The sequence below is a fragment of the Bradyrhizobium sp. BRP23 genome, from assembly GCF_020194135.1.
In the GTDB taxonomy this organism is placed as follows: Bacteria; Pseudomonadota; Alphaproteobacteria; order Rhizobiales; family Xanthobacteraceae; genus Bradyrhizobium; species Bradyrhizobium yuanmingense.
Map to the genome: position 1 here is coordinate 263,489 of NZ_JADYVW010000002.1, position 19,532 is coordinate 283,020.

Annotated in this window: 18 protein-coding genes; 10 read left to right on the forward strand and 8 right to left on the reverse strand. The window is 65.2% G+C overall.

The features are described 5' to 3' along the window. The first annotated feature begins 61 nt into the window (after positions 1–61). Positions 62–484 carry a VOC family protein gene (locus tag I6F24_RS05560; protein ID WP_225151334.1) on the forward strand — a complete coding sequence of 141 codons (423 nt, stop codon included), beginning with the start codon at positions 62–64 and terminating at the stop codon, positions 482–484. A 6-nt stretch (positions 485–490) separates the two neighbouring features. Here I6F24_RS05560 and I6F24_RS05565 read toward each other — a convergent pair whose 3' ends face one another. Further along, complete coding sequence (locus tag I6F24_RS05565; RefSeq protein ID WP_225139829.1) at positions 491–1,231, reverse strand: metallophosphoesterase family protein; 741 nt, start codon at positions 1,229–1,231, stop codon at positions 491–493. A gap of 271 nt (positions 1,232–1,502) precedes the next feature. Between I6F24_RS05565 and I6F24_RS05570 the strand changes: the two genes are divergently transcribed. The 3 genes from I6F24_RS05570 (at position 1,503) to I6F24_RS05580 (ending at position 4,645) form a co-directional block, all read left to right on the forward strand. Then, positions 1,503–3,428 carry a DEAD/DEAH box helicase gene (locus I6F24_RS05570; RefSeq protein WP_225151336.1) on the forward strand — a complete coding sequence of 642 codons (1,926 nt, stop codon included), beginning with the start codon at positions 1,503–1,505 and terminating at the stop codon, positions 3,426–3,428. A 392-nt stretch (positions 3,429–3,820) separates the two neighbouring features. Further along, complete coding sequence (locus I6F24_RS05575; RefSeq protein WP_225151338.1) at positions 3,821–4,327, forward strand: phasin; 507 nt, start codon at positions 3,821–3,823, stop codon at positions 4,325–4,327. 93 nt (positions 4,328–4,420) lie between these two features. Beyond that, the gene (locus I6F24_RS05580) at positions 4,421–4,645 is read left to right on the forward strand and encodes a hypothetical protein (RefSeq protein ID WP_225151340.1); all 225 of its coding nucleotides are present in this window, start codon (positions 4,421–4,423) and stop codon (positions 4,643–4,645) included. Between the two features lie 44 nt (positions 4,646–4,689). Here I6F24_RS05580 and I6F24_RS05585 read toward each other — a convergent pair whose 3' ends face one another. The 3 genes from I6F24_RS05585 to I6F24_RS05595 all read right to left on the reverse strand — a co-directional run bounded on the left by I6F24_RS05585 (position 4,690) and on the right by I6F24_RS05595 (position 7,099). Further along, on the reverse strand, positions 4,690–5,196 hold the full coding sequence (locus I6F24_RS05585; protein ID WP_225151342.1) for a GNAT family N-acetyltransferase: 507 nt from the start codon (positions 5,194–5,196) through the stop codon (positions 4,690–4,692). 79 nt (positions 5,197–5,275) lie between these two features. Then, entirely contained in the window at positions 5,276–6,409 is a 1,134-nt protein-coding gene (locus tag I6F24_RS05590) for a DJ-1/PfpI family protein (protein WP_225151528.1), read from the reverse strand. A 135-nt stretch (positions 6,410–6,544) separates the two neighbouring features. Continuing rightward, positions 6,545–7,099: a PAS domain-containing protein gene (locus I6F24_RS05595; protein WP_225151345.1), complete on the reverse strand. Its 555-nt coding sequence runs from the start codon at positions 7,097–7,099 to the stop codon at positions 6,545–6,547. A gap of 449 nt (positions 7,100–7,548) precedes the next feature. On the opposite strand from I6F24_RS05595, the gene I6F24_RS05600 reads away from it, so the two are divergent. After that, entirely contained in the window at positions 7,549–8,367 is an 819-nt protein-coding gene (locus I6F24_RS05600) for a rhomboid family intramembrane serine protease (RefSeq protein WP_036015285.1), read from the forward strand. 188 nt (positions 8,368–8,555) lie between these two features. Further along, positions 8,556–8,984, forward strand: a complete 429-nt coding sequence (locus I6F24_RS05605) for a CBS domain-containing protein (RefSeq protein WP_036015240.1) — start codon at positions 8,556–8,558, stop codon at positions 8,982–8,984. On the opposite strand, the gene I6F24_RS05610 is transcribed toward I6F24_RS05605, so the two are convergent. Next, positions 8,985–10,058, reverse strand: a complete 1,074-nt coding sequence (locus tag I6F24_RS05610; RefSeq protein WP_225151347.1) for a patatin-like phospholipase family protein — start codon at positions 10,056–10,058, stop codon at positions 8,985–8,987. 247 nt (positions 10,059–10,305) lie between these two features. Here I6F24_RS05610 and I6F24_RS05615 point away from each other — a divergent pair, with 247 nt between their 5' ends. The 4 genes from I6F24_RS05615 to I6F24_RS05630 all read left to right on the forward strand — a co-directional run bounded on the left by I6F24_RS05615 (position 10,306) and on the right by I6F24_RS05630 (position 15,387). Further along, positions 10,306–11,379: a hypothetical protein gene (locus I6F24_RS05615; protein WP_109143309.1), complete on the forward strand. Its 1,074-nt coding sequence runs from the start codon at positions 10,306–10,308 to the stop codon at positions 11,377–11,379. A gap of 319 nt (positions 11,380–11,698) precedes the next feature. Then, a complete protein-coding gene (locus tag I6F24_RS05620) occupies positions 11,699–11,938 on the forward strand; it encodes a hypothetical protein (protein WP_225115011.1) in 240 nt (79 codons plus the stop codon). 441 nt (positions 11,939–12,379) lie between these two features. Beyond that, positions 12,380–12,676, forward strand: a complete 297-nt coding sequence (locus tag I6F24_RS05625; protein WP_225151349.1) for a hypothetical protein — start codon at positions 12,380–12,382, stop codon at positions 12,674–12,676. 248 nt (positions 12,677–12,924) lie between these two features. After that, positions 12,925–15,387 carry an EAL domain-containing protein gene (locus I6F24_RS05630; protein WP_225151351.1) on the forward strand — a complete coding sequence of 821 codons (2,463 nt, stop codon included), beginning with the start codon at positions 12,925–12,927 and terminating at the stop codon, positions 15,385–15,387. On the opposite strand, the gene I6F24_RS05635 is transcribed toward I6F24_RS05630, so the two are convergent. The 3 genes from I6F24_RS05635 to thrS all read right to left on the reverse strand — a co-directional run bounded on the left by I6F24_RS05635 (position 15,373) and on the right by thrS (position 19,405). Next, on the reverse strand, positions 15,373–16,641 hold the full coding sequence (locus I6F24_RS05635; protein ID WP_225151353.1) for a serine hydrolase domain-containing protein: 1,269 nt from the start codon (positions 16,639–16,641) through the stop codon (positions 15,373–15,375). The genes I6F24_RS05630 and I6F24_RS05635 overlap by 15 nt on opposite strands. A 64-nt stretch (positions 16,642–16,705) precedes the next feature. Then, on the reverse strand, positions 16,706–17,269 hold the full coding sequence (locus tag I6F24_RS05640; protein ID WP_036010490.1) for a nitroreductase: 564 nt from the start codon (positions 17,267–17,269) through the stop codon (positions 16,706–16,708). A 93-nt stretch (positions 17,270–17,362) separates the two neighbouring features. Beyond that, entirely contained in the window at positions 17,363–19,405 is a 2,043-nt protein-coding gene (gene thrS, locus I6F24_RS05645) for a threonine--tRNA ligase (RefSeq protein ID WP_225151355.1), read from the reverse strand. Positions 19,406–19,532 lie beyond the last annotated feature (127 nt).

Consider the following 19,532-nt stretch of genomic DNA (forward strand, 5'->3'; position numbering starts at 1 on the left):
CGTCCCGCATTCCGCTTTGCTCCATGCGGGCTAAAAGTCGGAGCCTGGAACGAGCGACGAAATGACCGACGAAAAGACACCCGAACCAGCCCGACAATCCCCCTTCCACGCCATCCGCGCGATCGACTACATGGTCATCTTCGTGCGCGACATGGCGCCGATGCGCCGCTTCTACGAAGACGTCCTCGCCTTTCCGCTCTCGCGCGAGCTGTCGCCGAACTGGATCGAGTACGGCCTCGGCAGCAACACGTTGGTGCTGGCGAGGCCGAGCCGCACCGCCAGCGATGCACCGACTCCAGCGGGCAGCGCCTCGCTGCAGCTGGCCTTCAAGGTCTCTGCTGCAGAGGTCGACGCGTGCGCCGATGAACTCGTGCGGCAAGGCGTGGCGCTGCTGTCACCGCCGACCAACCAGCCCTTCGGCCATCGCACGCTGTTCTTCCGCGATCCCGACGGGAATCTGCTGGAGGTGTACGCCGAGATCTGAGAAATTCTATTTGACGTATCCCGACAACATGGCGTGCGCCCAGTCCGGACGGTTGTTGGCGAGCGCGCGCGCCGAGGCGGCCTCCCAGTCGTATTCGAGGGCCAGCAGCTCGACCTGCCAGCCCCTTTTGCCCTTGGTGAGGATCGCGTAGCGGGCGTGAGGCGAGCGGTGTTCCAGTTTCGCGGCAAAGGGAATGTCAGCGAAAACAGGGCATCCGACGCTGCCGGGATTGAGGACCAGACATTCGCGCGGCCCGTGAACGACGGCCGGGCGGTGGCTATGGCCACACAGCACCACGCGCGCCGCCGGCTCGCTCGCAAGGCGTGCTTCCAGCACGTCGCGGCGTGCCGGCACGAAGCGGCCGTCGTCGAGTGCGTCCTCCAGCAGGCACGCCGTATCGCTCTCGGGCGTGCCATGGCAGGCCAGGATGCCGTCGTCCAGCCGCAGCTGGGAGGGCAGGTTGTGAAGCGCGCGGCGCTGCTCTGCAGTCAGTGCGTTTCGCGCAAACAGACCTGCCGGCGAGAGCTTGTCGTCCGGAAACTCCTCGATCCAGCGATCATGATTTCCGCGCACGGTCGGCAACGACAGCGATTGGAGGAATTCGAACGTTTCCCTCGGCCACAACGGGCTGGTGACGCAGTCGCCGAGGTTGACTATCCGATCGACGCCCCGCGTCTTGATATCCGCCAGCACCGCCTCCAGCGCGGCGAGATTGCCGTGGATGTCGGAAATGACCGCCAATCGCATCTTTATTCCCCATATCGCCAGACGTGAGCGTGGCTCGGCTATAGGCCGATCCCGCCGCGCCAAGGTTAATCGAGCTGGCCGCAAAAATCCGCTGCAAGCTTCAGGCGCGGCTCGCCGTCAAGCCATGCATCACGGCTATGGTGATTTCCGGGCGCTTGGCGTAAAGAGCGCCCAGATCAAATCAGCGTGCGGTCGGGCCGTTTGCCGCGCACGCAGCTCGGGGCGCCGGTTCACCGTTTGCGCGCCTGAATCAAACAAGGTTTCCCATCTCGTGTCTCTTCCGGCCCTGACCCCGCCGCTCGCCCGCGCTTTGGCCGAGCGGAACTATGATTCACTGACGCCCGTCCAGCTCGCGGTGCTCGCCCATGAAGCCACCAGCCGCGACCTCCTGGTCTCGGCCCAGACCGGTTCCGGCAAGACCGTCGCTTACGGCTTGGCCATCGCAAAGAACATCCTCGATGACGCCGAGCAGTTCGCACCAGCGGCCGCGCCGCTCGCCTTGATCGTGGCGCCGACCCGCGAACTCGCGCTCCAGGTTCAGCGCGAGCTGGCCTGGCTCTATGGGCATGCCGGCGGGCGTGTCGTCTCTTGCGTCGGCGGCATGGATCCGCGGCGCGAGCAGCGCGAGCTCGCCGCCGGCGCGCATATCGTCGTCGGCACCCCCGGGCGTCTGTGCGATCATCTGCGGCGCGGCCGTCTCGACATTTCCGAGCTCGCCGCGGTTGTGCTCGACGAAGCCGACGAGATGCTCAATCTCGGCTTTCGCGAGGACATGGAATTCATCCTCGAGACCACGCCGCAGACGCGCCGCACCTTGCTGTTCTCCGCGACGTTTCCGCGCGGCATCGTCGCGCTGGCGCGGCAATATCAGCGCGACGCCTTCCGGATCGAGGTCGCCGGCGACGAGGGCGGCCACGCCGATATCGAATACCGCGCGATCCGCATCGCGCCCGCCGACGTCGAGCATGCCGTCGTCAACGTGCTGCGCTTCTACGAGGCGCCGAGCGCGCTGGTGTTCTGCAGCACGCGCGATGCTGTCAGGCATTTGCAAGCCGCGCTGCTGGAGCGCGGCTTCTCTGTGGTCGCGCTGTCGGGCGAATTGACGCAGAACGAACGCACCCTGGCGCTGCAGTCGCTACGCGACGGACGCGCGCGCGTCTGCGTCGCGACCGACGTTGCCGCCCGCGGCATCGACCTGCCGAGCCTCGACCTCGTCATCCATGCCGATTTGCCCAACGACGCCGAAGTCATGCAGCATCGCTCGGGCCGTACCGGGCGCGCGGGCCGGAAGGGCACGAGTGTCCTGTTGGTGCCGCCCGCGCGGCGGCGGCGCGCCGAGCTGTTGCTCGACCTCTCTGGGATCGACGCGGCTTGGGGCACGGCGCCGCAGGCGGATGACATCCGCAAGCTCGATCACGCACGCATGAAGGACGTGCTGTTCACGGAGGAGACCACTCCCGACGATCTGGCCCTGGCGCAGGCGCTCTTGGCCGAGCGCTCGGCCGAGGACATCGCCGCCGCGCTGGCGCGGCTTTATCGCGCGCGGCTGCCGTCGCCCGAGGACATCATCGATCCCGGCGAGCGAAGTGGCAGGCCGGAACGCGGGCGTGATAGGTCCGAACAGGGCGAGGACCGCGCCAAGCCGCGGTCGAAGGCTGGGAAATCCTCGAAGCACGCCATGGCGGATGGCAGCGTCTGGTTTCGCGCCGCCATCGGGCGCCGCAAGAACGCCGAAGCGCGCTGGCTGCTGCCGATGATCTGCCGCCGCGGCGGCATCGACAAGCGCGACATCGGCGCCATCAGGATCATGGACACCACCACCGAGTTCGAGATCTCCCAGCGCGTCGCCGAATCCTTTGCGGCAAAGATCAAGCGTCCCGACAAGGAAGACAGCATCCGGATCGAGCCGATGACGGATGCGCCGGACCGGCAAGAAGCTCCTCAGGAGCGCCCCCGCGCGCCGCAGCGCGAGGCCGGCGCTCATCATGAACGGCGCGAGGATCGCCCGCGCGAGGCGAGTGGATTCAAGTCGCGCAGCAAGCCTCAGGGCGAGCGCGCGTCGAAATTCGGTGATGCGCGTTCTTTCGCAAAGAAAAAGAAGCACAAGAACAAGCCCGGCCATGCAGAGCCTTCGGTCACGCCGTGGCCTGCGAAGGGCGCGCCCGAGAAAAATGCGAAGAAGAAGCGTCGGGGCTGATCTGCCGCTTTCCGGCCCCGGCCAGACTAACGCCGCCGAAGGCTCGCGCGGTGCGCTATGGCGCAATCAATCAGTAACATGGTGCCATCCGGACGCGCCTGCGAGCCCGCGCCTTCTCGAGTTGGCAGTATCCTTTTCGGCAAACTCAAAGCGGCAAGAGCGGCGCCTGCGGCGAGGCGTCGCTTGAATCGAATTTAATCAAGTCGAGAGTCTGAAAGCGAACTGAAGGTCCGATCCTGGTTGGTCATAGTTGGCATCGGCAGGGGGGCGAGAGCAGCTCATCAGCAGCATCCCTCCATTTTGAGAGTAGGGGCACTGGTTTCCCGGTGCGGCCCGCACCCGGGAGCTTCTGAGTCTTCAATCCAACATCTGGTTTCGCGTGAAAGGATGGAATGACGATGCATGATGCCAATGTGAAAGCCGAGACGAATGCCACTCCCGCGGGTGGGAATGGTGGTGCAAGGCTCAAGTTCGACGTGCCGTTTTTCAATATCCAGGAGATCTTCGGTGATCTTGCCGAGCAGGGCGCCGCGCGGGCCAAGGCAAATCTCGAGCAGATGAAGGCGGCTTCCGAGGAGATCACCGACGCTTTCCGCGAAGCCTGTGCGACCAATGCCACGCGTGCCGCCGACTACGGCACCAAGGTCATCGAAATATCGAAAATCAATACCAGCTCCGCCCTGGAATTCCTGTCCCAACTCGCCGATGCGAGGTCGTTTGCGGATGTCGTGAACCTCTCCACCACCCACAGCCGCAGGACCTTTGAAATGGCTTCCGGGCATAACCGGGAGCTTTGGGACCTTGCTCAGAAGTTGCGACCGAGACGGCCGAGCCGATCAAGAAGAGCTTCAACCGGGTTCTGCACAGGGCAGCTTGAATCGAGGCTATCGGCCGCGTGAATCGGCGGACGAGCGTCTTCGCCAGAAGAGACGCCGTCCGGCTGATGGCGGCGACGCCCTTCCGTGAAGGGATGCCGAGCTGGAGGAAATCAGATGGGTATGGTGATGATCAAGTGCCCGGAAACGGGCCGAGCCATTTCGACCGGCATCGAGATGGACCGCGAACGATTTCGGTGCAGTGCAGTGTTCTTCTCTCGCACCTATTGCGAGATGTGTGCGGCAACGCACGAGTGGTTTGCCAAGGAGGCCTGGGTCTACGAAACGGGAAGTCCGGGGGCAGGCAGTCGTTCCGCGCGGGGGCGGCGTGAAGCAGCCTGACGGCGTCCTGCGAAGCAATCCGATCAATTTGCCCGGCGACGGGCTTACGTCGCGGCAAGTTCGCGCAGCATGTAGGTCGCGCCGTCGCCGTAGGATGCGAGCTTTGCGTGCAACTCGGCGTCCGCTGTCACGGTCCGAAAGCCGACGCGTTCCCATAGCGGCGGCGTGCCGTAGACCGAGACCAGCGCGAGCGTTCTGATGCGTGATGCACGCGCCAGCTTCTCGATGTCACCGACATAAGCGCGCACGCCGCCGCCGCGGAACTCCGGCAATACGGCGACGTCGTGGATGTAGAGACAGTCGGCGCGATCGGGCAATGCTTGCAGAAAGCCGTCGAGCGGCGGAATTCGGTACCGCATCCAGGGATGTGCCAGTCCGTAGCCGATGATGCCCTGGTCCGTATCGAGCACGCCGCAGCCCTCCGGGCAAAGCCTGATCTTCTCCGCCAGCACCTCTTCGCGTTCGGGCAACGCCGGATGGATGCGTGCCGCAATCGCGCTTATCGCAGGAAGGTCGGAGGCGCGCGCGGGACGCCAATGCGGCTTGCTCATGTCGATCCGTCGTTCCGTGGTGGCCTTCCAATCTATTCCGCCGCGGCGATGCGCGCAGCGGGAAAGATCCTGGCGGTCGTTATCGCGGATATTCCAGCTGCATCGCCACGAAGTCGGCCGTGCGTGCTCCATAGCGCGTCTCGATCGCGCGCAGCGTTTCGTCCAGCGCCCGCGCCGGCGGCGAGGCGCCGGAATCCGGCACAGCCTGCTCCGCCGGCCAGCTCCCGGCAATGCGGTCCGGCAGGATGCGAAGACCGCTGCGGCTGGTCCGCGCCTCTGCCGTGGCGGCGAAGGTGAGGGCGCGCGAGCGGTAGGTGCGCGACCACGCATCGGCGATCAGGGCGAGCGAGACCTCGTCGACATCAGGCGTCAACGCGATGCCGAGTTGCTCGCGCTTCCAGAATGCGAGCGTGTTTGCGATCGCCGTCAGCGCGAAGGGGCGTGTGAAGCTGAACGCGTCGCTGCGGTGGCGTGCGTCCCATCGCGCAAGGCCGATGTCGCCGGCGACCGCCTCGGCCTTGGCACGGCCGGCGATCGCCTCGATCAAGATGAGGGCCATCGGCATGGATGCGGTGATGCCAGTGGTCGTCGCGACGCCCTGGTCGACGACCAGCCTGCGGTCCGCCGCGTAGCGGATCGTCGAATGCTTCTTGAGATCGCCCACGGAATACCAATGCGTCGTGGCCCGCTTGCCGTCGAGCAGCCCGGTGTTGGCAACAACCGTGGCACCGACGCACACGCCGATCACAATCGCGCCCTTGCCGGCTTGGCTCCTGATCCAGTGCAAGACCGTTGCGTCGTCGTCGCGGCTCATCGCCGGCACGATGACGTAGTCGGCGCCATCGGGGTGCGCGGCATCGAACTCGGCGATCGTCGCATGCGGCTGCACCTTGAGGGCGGGATAGAGCGTGACGGGCCCTGGCTGCGTCGACAAGGTGAGGACGTCGGCAATATCGGCGCGGGCGAGAATGCCGTAGGGCATCAGGTAATCGGTGGTCTCGCTCATGTCGTTGATGCCGACGATGGCGATCAAGGGGCGCTTGCGTTTCGGCGGTTTCAGCGCCGCCAGGGTCGATTCGGTTTCGTCTCTGGAAATCGCAGGCGCGGTTCCCGAGGCTGGCGCGGCTGGCAGCAGGAGCAGCCAGGTCGCGCCGATCCCTGCCAGCAATGTCATGCCGCCGAGGGCAGTCCACGCCAGATTGCGCCAGCTCATCATGATGTCACCCGCTCGTCTTACGCGGCGCGGAAGCTATCCGGTCGCATCGACGTCAGGAATGACGCAAATCCGGCAAAAACGGTCACGCTGCGCGACGATCCATCGCAGGATCGCCGCACGTCTGCAGGGGCTCTATCGCAGCCCCTCATACACCATCAGCCCGCGCGCGATCTGCAATTTGCGGATGGCGCGCGGCAGGAGTTTCTCCGGCTGGTGCAGGTAGCGCCAGGAAGTGAGGGTGAAGGCGGACAACGTGCCGCATTCGTCCTCGAACGGCGCGAGCACGCCGGTGACGCTGACCGGCGTATGCGGGCGGGCGTTGAAGGGCAGCAGCAGGAGCTCCAGATGCGCCTTGCTGCCGTCCTCGCGCGCGGCGGTGACGCCGGCGATCGCGCCCAGCGTCTCGTCGGCGACGATCGTCGTGATCTCCTCGATCTCGCTGCGGCTGGCTTCTGTGAACAGCGCCGCAAAGCTGCGGTCCTTGAGGTCGGTTCCTGCGAGCGCGCAGACGCGCGTGCCGGCGACGCGGAACGGGAAGCCGAGGTTCGGCTCGCAGGACAGCACGAAGATGTCGCCGAGCAGGCCGCGGACCGCGGCCGGGTCGATGTCGGCCCGGTCAGGAGCCCGTGCAGTGCCGCGCTTCTTGTCCCAATACGCGAAGAACGCGCGGCTCGACGGATGTTTCATGACTGAACGCTCGCCCCGGGGTGCAACCTCGAAGGGACAGACTTGTCCCGCTTCAGTGCACCCGCGATCCCTTCTGTTGTTGTGCAGGAGGGGATTTGCAGCGTCCATGCCGCCGGCGCGTTTTCAGGCTTCTTGGGCCGGCCTTTACGCCGTTAACGTTAAATTAACTATGAGCTTCGTGCCGGCCGCGCGCCTGCTATGGTGACCGCGGTCGCAAGCCTCGCCGCTTTTCTCCAGGTTCTCGGCGGGGCCTGTACAGGGCGTCAAACAGTTTGGTCACGGGCCGCGGGGAGGGGTGGGGATACGCCTTATCTCTCCGGCCACCGGAAGACCGACACGGACAGGCAGGGCTTCGGCCCTGCCTTTTCCTTTTGTGCACTTGCGCAGGGACGGCAAAGGCGCCTATCTCCAAGTCTGTCGCCCCGATGTCGCCCGAAAGCGAAGCTGCCTTGGATTCCCCGCAAGATTCGTCGCCGCAAGGTCCTGAGCCGGGCCCGCCGGCCGTCGTGGAGGCTCCGCGCGAGCCGATCCTGACGCTGCCTCCGGCGCTGACCGCCTATATCCTGCTGCTGGCGGTGATCCATCTGCACGTGCTGCTACCGCCCGAGCTCGAGAACTGGACCATCGACGTCTTCGGCTTCATCCCGAAGCGCTACGATTCCTCGCTGCTCAATCTGCAGATCCCGGGCGGGGCGGGGGCGAAGGTCTGGACCTTCGTCACCTATTCGCTGCTGCACGCCAATCTCACCCATCTCGGCTTCAACGTGCTGTGGCTCTTGCCGTTCGGCAGCGCGTTGGCGCGGCGTTTCGGCACCGTCAGGTTCTTCGTCTTCCTGGCCGTGACGGCGGCGGCCGGCGCGCTCGCCCATCTCATCACCCATGAGCATGCGGTGGCGCCGATGATCGGCGCCTCGGCCTCGGTGTCGGGCGCGATGGCGGCCGCAATCCGCTTTGCCTTCGTCCGCGGCAGCTTCCTGTCGTTCAGCCGATCGGATGCCGATACCGCCGCGAAAGTTCCGGCGCTGCCGCTGTCCCGCGCGCTCCGCGACGGGCGGGTGGTCGGCTTCCTCGCCGTCTGGTTCGGCATCAACATCATCTTCGGCGTGGGCGCGATCGGGGTCGATGCGGAAACCACGAGCGTGGCCTGGCAGGCGCATATCGGCGGCTTCTTCGCCGGCCTGTTGCTGTTCGCGCTGTTCGATCCCGTGCCGCGCGTGCGAAGCGATGCTGCGGATGCGTCATCACGGGACGTTTCAGACCGTATCTGAAGCGGCGCTTGCGACGCGGCCCGAATTCATCCATCATTCCCGCGAAGAATGTTCCGAAGCGACACGTCCTTAGCGACGATGCTTCGCAAAGCGCACGAGCGTGAAACCGGCGCTGTAACTGTTAGTTGAAGACTCGCGAACAAGTCCGAACCGCCAAAGGCGGACGGCTCGGATTCAGGGAGGCGACGATGACGGTACGTTCCATTCTGAACACCAAGGGCCACCAGATCATGAGCGTCGAGCCCGATGCCAAGCTGGCGGACGCGATCAAGCTGCTCGGCGAGAAGAAGATCGGCGCGGTGCTGGTGATGAGTCAGAGCCGGCTCGAGGGCATCCTGTCAGAGCGCGACATTGTGCGCGTGCTCGGCGAGCGCGGCGCCGGCGTGCTGGAGGCGCCGGTCTCGGAGGTGATGACCCGCAAGGTCGTGACCTGCAAGGAGACCGACACCGTCGCCGAGCTCATGGAGATGATGACGACCGGCAAGTTCCGTCATCTGCCCGTGATCGACAACGGCAAGGTGGTCGGCCTGATCTCGATCGGCGACATCGTCAAGCGCCGCGTCCAGGAATACGAGAGCGAGCAGGAAGCCCTGCGCGACTACATCAAGACTGCCTGATCAGGCCAAGTCTCCCGCTTTCGGCTCGTCCGCTTTCGGCGCGATGCCCGCGGGCGCCGGCGCCAGCACGTGGATCGCCTCCTGGATGGACTCCAGTGCACGCTCCGCAGCGCGCGTGCCATGTGCGATCAGGTCTTCGGAGCGGTGGAAGTCGAACCAGCCGAACTGACCGACCCGCGGCGTGATCAGCATGTCGGGCGGATCGCCGGCGAGACGGGCGCGGGTGATGCGGTCCTGCATGATGTTGAAGGCGTCCACCATCACCGAGGAGATGCCGGGCCGGCCGTTACCGCCGAAGAACTCGCGCTTCATCGTCTTCTCGGGCGAGAACAGGCGCGGGAAGCGCCGCTTCGCCGTCGGCTCCTCGGCCACCGGTACGACCGGGGCGGGCACTGCGCCGTGCGAATAGATCGTGGTGGAATGGGTGAAGATGTCGCTGGAAAGATTTGCGGCGATGACGATTTCGGCGCCGAGCGCGCGGGCGGCCGAGACCGGTACCGGGTTCACCAGCGCGCCGTCGACCAGCCAGCGGTCGCCGATCAGCACGGGCGCGAAGATGCCGGGCAGGGCGTAGGAGGCTCGCATGGCATCGACCACGCGGCCGCGCGTCAGCCAGATCTCGTGGCCGGTGCGAACCTCGGTCGCGACGCTCGCGAACTTGATGGGCAGGTCCTCGATCAGGATCTGCCCGATCGCCTCCTCGAGCCGGGTCGCGAGCTTCTCGCCACCGAGCAGGCCGGAGCCGTTGAGACGGATATCGAGATAGCCGAGAATGTTGCGCATTCCTTGCAGGCTGCGCCCCCATTCCTCGAACGTATCGAGCCGGCCGGCCGCGTGGAGGCCGCCGACCACGGCGCCGATTGACGTGCCGACCACGACATCGGGCACGATTCCATTGGCAATCAGGGTCCTCAGGATTCCGATATGGGCAAAGCCGCGCGCCGCGCCGCCGCCGAGGGCAAGGCCGATCACCGGCCGGCGGATGCTGCCCAGGCCAACTTTTTCGCCGACTTTTTCGCCCGCTTTCTCGCCGTTCGAGCCGTTCGCACCCCGGCCTTTCAATCTGTCCAGCACCGAAACTCTCCTACGCCGGGCCAGCCCGCATCGTCAGACTAGGCATCGCACTTGCGCTTCGCCATATCAGGCGCGAAGCATGGTTTATGCCGCTTTGGAAAGGGCACGGGGCAGGAATATGGCGAGGGCCGGTTGCCACGGGACTAATCACGCAGCCGTCAAGCCGGTTCCACCGAAGGTCCAGGGCCGTATTTCCTGGGGTTTCAGAGGCTTGAATTTGCCGCGTTTTCGGTGAAAAGCAGGAAGCATGACACGCGGGGGTGACGGCATCGGCGGATGGCGGCGCAGCAGCAGGCTGCTGCCGGCGCTCGTCCTTGCCGTATGCCTCTTTACTTCCGGCCGAAATGCCGCCCAGGCGCAGCTTTTCTCGGATCGTCCGCCGCCGGTACCGCCGGCCTCGGTGCCCGACCCAGGCAACGCTGTCAGCCTGGCGCCGCCCTCCGGGCTGGGCGCGGGACCGCCAAGCCTGCCGCCGACCCTGATGCAGCCGGCGACCCCGAGCATGCCACCGCCCGCTGTCTCGACCGTGCCGCCCGCCGCCCCGCTGAATGCGGCCGTGCCCGGACAGGGCGTGCTGTCGCTGACGGCGAAATACGGCAAGGACTCGGCGCCGATCACCAGCGGCCTGGTCTGGCGCGTGTTTGCCGACCGGCCCGACGAGAACGGCACCTTCAAGCTGATCCGCGAGGACCGCAGCGGGACGCCGAACATCGTGCTGCCGCCCGGCAATTATGTCGTCCACGTCGCCTTCGGCCTCGTCAGCGCCGTGCGCACCGTCAGCCTGAAGTCCGAGACCAATCGCGAATCCTTCGTGCTGCCGGCCGGCGGCCTGCGCATCGAGGGCCGCGTCGGCACCAGCCGCATTCCGCAGAACCAGATCTCATTCGCGATCTACAAGGGCAGCCAGTTCGAATCCGGCGAGCGCGCTTCCCTGGTGCCGAACGTCGCCGCCGGCGACGTCGTGCTGATCCCGGAGGGCACCTATTACATCGTCTCCAACTACGGCGATGCCAATTCGGTGGTGCGCTCGGACATCCGCGTCCAGGCCGGCAAGCTCACCGACGTCACCATCACCCACCGCGCCGCCGTCATCACGCTCAAGCTGGTCAGCGACAGGGGCGGCGAGGCGCTCGCCAACACCGCCTGGTCGGTGCTGACCCCGGGCGGCGACGTCATCAAGGAATCGATCGGCGCGTTCCCGCGCGTCGTGCTGTCCGAAGGCGAGTACCGCGCCATCGCCAAGAACGAGGGCAAGGTCTACGAGCGCGGATTCAACGTCGTCAACGGCGTCGACGGCGAAGTCGAGGTCATCGCGCGCTAAGGGCAGCCGGCGGCGAGAGGCTCCGGCACGACGATTCTCATCGCGCGCACGGATGTGCATCTTCTGTTACCGTCACCGTCAGTGGGTTTCTGCCAGGTAACCTCGGACCCCTCTCTGTGTTCTGTTGTGAACACTGGTAGCGTCATCATTACGTGCAGGGGCCAGCAAACACCGGCGGCATCGGCTTATTCCAGCAGCAGCGCGTCTTGCTTACGATCGTGGACGGTACGTATTTCCGATAATCAATTTTATTCTCTTTCCATCCTGCTGCGCTATATGTCTGGCGTCCGTCCAACGGGGGGGAAGCCGGAGCAGGCTCATGCCTTGCAGGACCGGCATGGAGCAGGGGACCAGGCTTGTCGACATGTTCGAAGTGATCCTCACCAGGCGCAAGCGGTTCGGCTGGCGGTGGCAGGTGTGCGACCAGTCCGGCAAGATATTTGCCGACGGCTTCGAGCGCACGCGCCCGTCCGCCAAATATCAGGGCGAACGCGCGTTGTTCTTCCTGCTGTCCCAGGCCTATTTGCGCAACCGCTCGGCGGCCTCCAGCGAGGATTAGCGGGGTAGGCCACCATCCCTTGCGTTGCCCGAGGGGCAAAACACGCGAGCGCTAGGTCAACGCACACGGCCCAAAATATTCCGCTTTACCGAAATTCGGAAATCGCGTATGTCTCGCGCAACCCGGCCCAAGGAAGAGGGGCGTATCGCGATCGTCACGAACGCGGGACGGGGGGCGGTGGACGCTGATGGCGTTGGCGCGAAAGGGTTTGCAGGGCGGAGAGCCGTGAGCAAAGACCTCGCGCATACGACCGGTGTCATCGGCGTACGGCAAAATCGTGTGGTCCTGGCGCCCGGGGTCTGTGCGCCAAGTCTTGCGGTGATGTGGTGGCCCGACCGGGCGATGCGCATCAGCCATCCGCAAGGCGACGGGGGCAATAGTGCATCGCTCCCCGGGGAGAGCACGACATAAGCCGTAAAGCCACTGCGCAGGGAAGGCCGGATGTTTGGCTTCACCTGTATGCCGCTGTGCAAATTCTTCGTTGCCACCTTTCGCACAGTGGACCGTGGGTGCCCGGCCGGCACCCGGTCTTCCCTGCGCCCTCTTTCAATTATGAGGGTGAGCGAGAAGCAAAGCTCGGGCGAGAAATGCCGCGAGGATGCGGAAGCGTGTCTGCAAGCGAAATGCGAATTGAAGAACGGCGCTGCCCACCACACACTCCGTCATTGCGAGCGCAGCGAAGCAATCCAGGAATGCATCCGCGGAAGATTCTGGATTGCTTCGCTGCGCTCGCAATGAAGGTGTTGAGGCAGGTGCGCGCCAAAGCTCCGCTCTCGTGCCCCGGCTCTGCGCCGCACCGCTTACGCGTCGCGTCCGGGACACGAGAGCATCGCCTTCGCGCAACCGTCACAGTCTCTAACGCCCACTAACCAACACCTGACTTAAAACTGTCATAATCACCGAATGGAACCCACGCCTGCGCGCTTTTTACACGTCGTTAAGCGAGCCTGCATTGGATGCGACGGGAAAGTGCGTTGGGGACTGCAATGACTGCCGCGAAGAAGATGCCGGGCAAACCGGCCGCCGAAATGTTCGACGACATCCCGGTGCTTCAGCGCAAATGGCGTGCGGCGTTGAAGCCGGGCGAGCGGTTGCCGCGCTACGAGGACGTCATGCTCGGCAGTCTCGGACGGCTCGCCGACCACATCGCGCTCTTGAAGAACGATGGCGTGCTCGAACTGTCGCGCAGCGGACGCTACGTGCAGAAATGGCTCGGCGAGGAGCGCTGGGACATTCCCCTAGCCGAGCTGTCGCCCGATTGCGCCACGGCGCTGTCGGAAGCGGCGGCGAGCGCGCTGGCGGCCGGACGGCCGCACCTGGCGAGCGCGCATTGCGTGCGCGACGGCATGGTCAGGACCTACGACATGCTGGCGCTGCCGACGTCCTCGCGCTGGGGCGCGACGCTGATCGGCGCCTATGTCAACGAGCGCGGCGCGCAATACAATCTCCTCGACGCCATCTTTTCCGCGACCGACGACGCGGTGGTCTCGCTGGCGACGCTGCGCGATGCCGCCGGCAAGCCGTTCGACCTTCAGGTCGTGCACCACAACAAGAGTGCGGGCGAGCTGCTGAAGGTTGCAGGCGCAAGCCTGTTGTGGCGGCGGATCGGCGAAGGCGGGACGCTGCTGGCTTTGCCCGAGGTGATGGAATTCCTGCTCAAGGCCGTTGCGGGCAGCCGCTGCGAGCAGCTCGAGCTGGAGAGCGAGGGGCGCTATCTCAGGCTCAGTGCCACGGCCTTTGCCGACGTGGTCTCGCTGACCATCTCCGATGTCACTGTCCTGAAGCGGCGCGATGCTTCGTTCCGCCTCCTGTTCGACAACAATCCAATGCCGATGTGGGTGTTCGACGCAGAGACCAAGGAGTTCCTCAGCGTCAACGACGCCGCGGTCCAGCATTACGGCTACAGCCGCGCGACCTTCCTGCGCATGAAGCTGCACGAGATATGGCCGGAGGACGAGTGGGACAGCCACGCCGCGGCGCTGGAGCGCCTCGGCGACGCCTACCACTCCTCGCGCAATTGGCGACACTTGCGCGCCGACGGCAGCGAGATCGAGGTGCTCACCTTCGGCCGTCGCGTCGCCTTCGACGAGCGCGACGGCTATCTGGTGGCGGTGGTCGACATCACCGAACGACGCAAGGCCGAAGCGCGCATCGCCTATATGGCCCATCATGACGGGCTCACCGACCTGCCGAACCGCGAACACTTCCAGGAGCGCCTGAAGCAGGCGCTGGACCAGGCCGCGGGAAAACGGGTCGGCGTGCTCTACATCGATCTTGACCTGTTCAAGAACATCAACGATTCCTTCGGTCATCCGGTAGGCGATCGCCTGTTGAAGCAGGTCGCCGAGCGCCTGTCTATAGCGGTCCGCGGCACCAATCTCGCCGCGCGGCTCGGCGGCGATGAGTTCGCCGTCATCTTGGCTGCCGACGTCTCGCCGAACGAGGCCAGCGCCTGTGCCTCCCTGCTGATCGACATGCTCAAGGCGCCTTACGACGTCGACGGACAGGAGATGGTGATCGGCGCCAGCGTCGGCATCGCGCTGTCGCCGGGCGATGGCACCACGCCGGAAGAGTTGATGCGCAATGCCGACATGGCGCTGTACCGGGCCAAGGCCGACGGCGGCGGCGTGCACCACTTCTTCGAGCGTGAGATGGACCTCCAGGCGCAGAGGCGCCGCGACATGGAGCTGGATCTGCGCCGGGCGTTCGCCAACGGCGAGTTCGAGCTGCACTATCAACCGCTGGTGTCGATCGCCTCCGACCGCATCTCCGGCTTCGAGTCGCTGCTGCGCTGGCGTCATCCGGACAAGGGCATGATCTCGCCCGCGGAGTTCATCCCCGTCGCCGAAGACATCGGCCTGATCACCCAGCTCGGCGAATGGGTGCTGCGCGAAGCCTGCACCGAGGCGGTGAAATGGCCCGTCGACGTCAAGGTCGCCGTCAACCTGTCGCCGGCACAATTCCGCAGCCGCAACCTGGTCCAGGTCGTGATCTCGGCCCTGGCGCAGTCCGGCCTGTCGCCGAAGCGGCTCGAGCTCGAGATCACCGAGTCGATTTTCCTGGCCGAGACCGACGCCAATGTCGCCACCTTGCACCAGTTGCGCGAGCTCGGCGTCGGCATTTCCATGGACGATTTCGGCACCGGCTATTCCAGCCTGAGCTATCTCCGCAGCTTTCCGTTCGACAAGATCAAGATCGACCGCTCCTTCGTCAAGGATCTGGCTGAGCGGCCCGACTGCGGTGCGATCGTGCGCGCGATCTCGGGTTTGGGGCGCAGCCTCAACATCACCACGACCGCGGAGGGCGTGGAGACCGAGGATCAGCTCGACTGGCTGCGCGCCGAAGGCTGCAACGAGGTGCAGGGATTTCTGTTCAGCGCCGCGCGGCCGGCGGCCGAGCTCGGAAAGCTCCTCGCCGATTTCGGCCAGCGCACCTCACGGGCGGCGTAATGCGGGCGGATAGCAATCGTAGACCAGCGCCTTGAACGCGGGGGTGATGCGGCCGCGCTCGTTCTGGGTCTGCTGCATCATGACGTAGACCATGTCGAGCTTGGGATCGACGCCGAAATAGGTGCCGCTCCCCGAGTCCCATTTCAATTCGCCGAGCGAGCCCGGCGGCGGCGGTTTTGCATTGCCGGGATCGGTGCGCACCGCAAGGCCGTAGCCGTAGCCGAAGCCGTCGCCTGGAAAATAGAAATAGTCGCGTCCGACGCCGGAGCCCGGCCCGATCTGATCGGTCGTCATGGCCTTGAACGCGGCGGGGCTGAGATAGCGCCTGCCCTCGAGCTCGCCGCCGTTGAGCAGCATCTGCGAGAAGCGCTGATAGTCGGTGATGGTCGAGAGCAGGCCGCCGCCGCCCGACTGCCATTCTGGATGGTCCAGGCGGTCGCGCTCGCCGGCGAGCAGGATTGAGTCGCTCGGCAGCGGCCGCGCCATCCGCGCCAGCTCGTCCTCGGTCGCTAGCGTAAATTTGGTGCTGTTCATGCCGAGTGGATCGAAGATGCGGGCCTTCAGGAAGTCGTACAGCGTCTGGCCCGAGATGATCTCGATGACGCTGCCGAGGACGTCGGTGGAATGGCCGTAGCGCCACAGCGTTCCGGGCTGCCGCGCCAGCGGCAGCTTGGCGATGTGATCGGCGAATTCCCTGTTGTCGAAATGGCCCGCGAAAATGTTGGCCATCTTGTAGGCGTGCTCGACCCATTCGCTGCCGATGTAATCGTAGCTGATGCCCGAAGTATGCCGCAGCAGATCCTCGATGTTGACGGGGCGGTCCGGTGGGTCGAGGTCCAGCTCGACCGTGCCGCCTGGTAGGGTCACCTCGCGGCCCACCTTGGTCTCGGCGAACAGCGGGACGTATTTCGAGACGGGGTCGGTCAGCGCGAGCTTGCCCTCGTCGATCAGCATCATCGCGCCAAGGCACGTGATCGGCTTGGTCATGGAATGGATGGCGAAGATCGTGTCCGGCGTCATCGCGACGCCGCTCCTGGTGTCGCGCACGCCGAAGCACTTCAGGTAGACCGGCTTGCCGTGCTGCTGAACGAGGATCACCGCGCCCGGCAGCCGGCCGCTTGCCACCTCATTGTCGAAGTACGCCGTGATGCGGTCGAGGCCGTCGGGCGAGGGGGCGGGGATGTCCGCGGCCCGGCTTCGCGCCATCGTGCCGGCGAGCATCGCGGCCCCGACCAGAAATTCACGGCGTCTCATCCGCACCTTCCTCCCTCGGCGGGATCAAAGCCGCAAGAGGCTCGATGCGTCAACACAACATCGATTAAAATCGCGTCACGATGTCCGAAAGTGACGGGCGCGGACGGTCCTCGTTCGGCTTGGTCGGCGTGCCGATATGAATGAAGCCGGCGAGCTTCTCATCCGGCTTGAGGCCGAGGCCGTCGAGCACGTCGCGGTCGAAAGAGAACCAGCCGGTCAGCCAGCAGGCGCCGTAGCCGAGTGCGGTGGCGGCGGTGACGATGTTCATGGCGCTGGCGCCCGCCGACAATTCCTGCTCGAACGCCGGCACCTTCGGATGCGGCTTGGTGAAGCTGACGATGCCGATCACCAGCGGTGCGTCCATTAGGCGCTTGCGCTCGGTCTCGACGTCGGCCGCCGGCGCCCCCGGATTCTTCCTGGCGAAGACCCGCGCGATCACCTCGCCGGCACGTAGCCGGGCCTCGCCCTCGAAGATGATGAAGCGCCAGGGCGCGAGCTTGCCGTGATCCGGCACGCGCGCCCCGATGGTGAGGATGGTCTCGAGCTCGGCCGCCGACGGGCCGGGCCCCGTCATCTCGCGCGGCTTGACCGAGCGGCGGGTCTTCAGGAGTTCGATGGCATCGGGCACTGCGATATCCTCTTCAAATGGTCGGCGGGCGTGCCATGCCGAGATAAGCATGCACGCCCGCAACCGGAAGCGAATTTAGATCGATTTCAGGGCTCAGACGGCGCCGCGCGCCCGCTTCACGTCCGGCGGCGTCGCCTCGTCGACCAGGGCGGCGATCGCCTCGGCCGTGGTCATCACCTTCTGGCCGTCGCTGCCGAGCCGGCGGACCGAGACCGAATGCGTCTCAGCCTCTTTTTTGCCGACCACAAGCAGGGCCGGGATCTTGGCCAGCGAGTGCTCGCGGACCTTGTAGTTGATCTTTTCGTTGCGCAGGTCGATCTCGGCCCGAAGCCCGGCGCGCCGCGCCTGCTCCAGCACCACCTTGGCGTATTCGTCGCCTTCCGAGGTGATGGTGGTGACAACCGCCTGCACCGGCGAGAGCCAGAGCGGGAAGTTGCCGGCATAGTGCTCGATCAGGATGCCGATATAGCGCTCCATCGAGCCGCAGATCGCGCGGTGCACCATCACCGGCGGTTTCTTGCCGCCGTCATGGTCGATGTAGAAGGCGCCGAACCGCTCCGGCAGGTTGAAGTCGACCTGCGTGGTGCCGCACTGCCAGTCGCGACCGATGGCATCGCGCAGAACGTATTCGAACTTCGGCCCATAGAACGCGCCTTCGCCCGGATTGATCTCGGTCTTGATGTGATTGTTCTGCGACTGGATCTCGCGCAGCACCGTCGCCATTACGCGCTCGGCGTGATCCCACATCGCATCGGTGCCGACGCGTTTCTCCGGCCGGGTCGAGAGCTTCACCGTGAGGTCGCCGGTGAAGCCGAAATCGGCATAGGTCGACAGGATCAAATCGTTGATCTTCAGGCACTCCTCGGCGAGCTGATCCTCGGTGCAGAAGATGTGCGCGTCGTCCTGGGTGAAGCCGCGCACGCGCATCAGGCCGTGCATGGCGCCGGAGGGCTCGTAGCGGTGCACCACGCCGAACTCGGCGAGGCGCAAGGGCAGGTCCCGATAGCTCTTCAGGCCGTGCTTGAAGATCTGGACGTGACCGGGGCAGTTCATCGGCTTGAGCGCAAACCAGCGCTTGTCCTCGGCCTCGTCGCCGGCCGATTGCGCCGCGAACATGTTCTCGCGATACCAGCCCCAATGGCCCGAGGTCTCCCACAGCACCTTGTCGAGGATCTGCGGCGCGTTGACCTCGTTGTAGTCGCCGGAGAGGCGCCGGCGCATATAGGCGATCAGCTGCTGGAAGATGGTCCAGCCTTTCGGATGCCAGAACACGACGCCCGGACCTTCCTCCTGGAAGTGGAAGAGGTCGAGCTCGCGCCCGAGCTTGCGATGGTCGCGCTTCTCGGCTTCCTCGATCTGCTTCAGGTAAGCGTCGAGGTCCTCCTGCTTGGCGAAGGCCGTGCCGTAGATGCGGGTCAGCATCGGGTTGTTGCTGTCGCCGCGCCAATAAGCGCCGGCCACCTTCATCAGCTTGAAGGCGCCTCCGACCTTGCCGGTCGAGGTCATGTGCGGACCGCGGCACAGGTCGAACCAGTCGCCCTGGTAGTAGATCTTGATCGGCTCGGTGCCGGGAATGGCGTCGACCAGCTCGACCTTGAAGGCCTCGCCCTTGTCGCGGAACACCTGCTTGGTCTTTTCGCGGTCCCAGACTTCCTTGGTGAAAGGCTTGTCGCGCGCGATGATCTCGCGCATCTTCTTCTCGATCGCGGCAAAGTCTTCCGGCGTGAACGGCTCGTTGCGGAAGAAGTCGTAATAGAAGCCGTTCTCGATCACGGGGCCGATCGTGACCTGGGTTCCCGGCCACAGCGTCTGCACCGCTTCCGCCAGCACGTGTGCGCAGTCGTGTCGGATCAATTCGAGCGCGCGCGGGTCGTCGCGATTGACGAGCTCGATTCCAGCGTCGGCCTCGATCGGATCGTTGAGATCGGCAAGCGTGCCGTCGAGCGCCATGGCGACCGTGCGCTTGGCCAGCGACGGCGAGATGCCCTTGGCGATATCGAGGCCGGTGATGCCCTTGTCGAACTGGCGCTTGGCGCCGTCGGGGAAGGTGAGGGTGACTTTGGCGGCGGGGGTCACGGGCTTCAAATTGGAGAGGCTGTACTGGAAGCCGGACTCGGATTTGGGCTGGTCGGACATTGCTTTTCTCCTGGGGCTCACTCCTGCGAACGAGCGCAGGTAAGCGGGAACGAGCGATATATCAGGCGATTCGGCCTGCGCAATCCGGCATTTCCAAGAAAGTGGCGCGCAAAACCCGGGGCGGAGC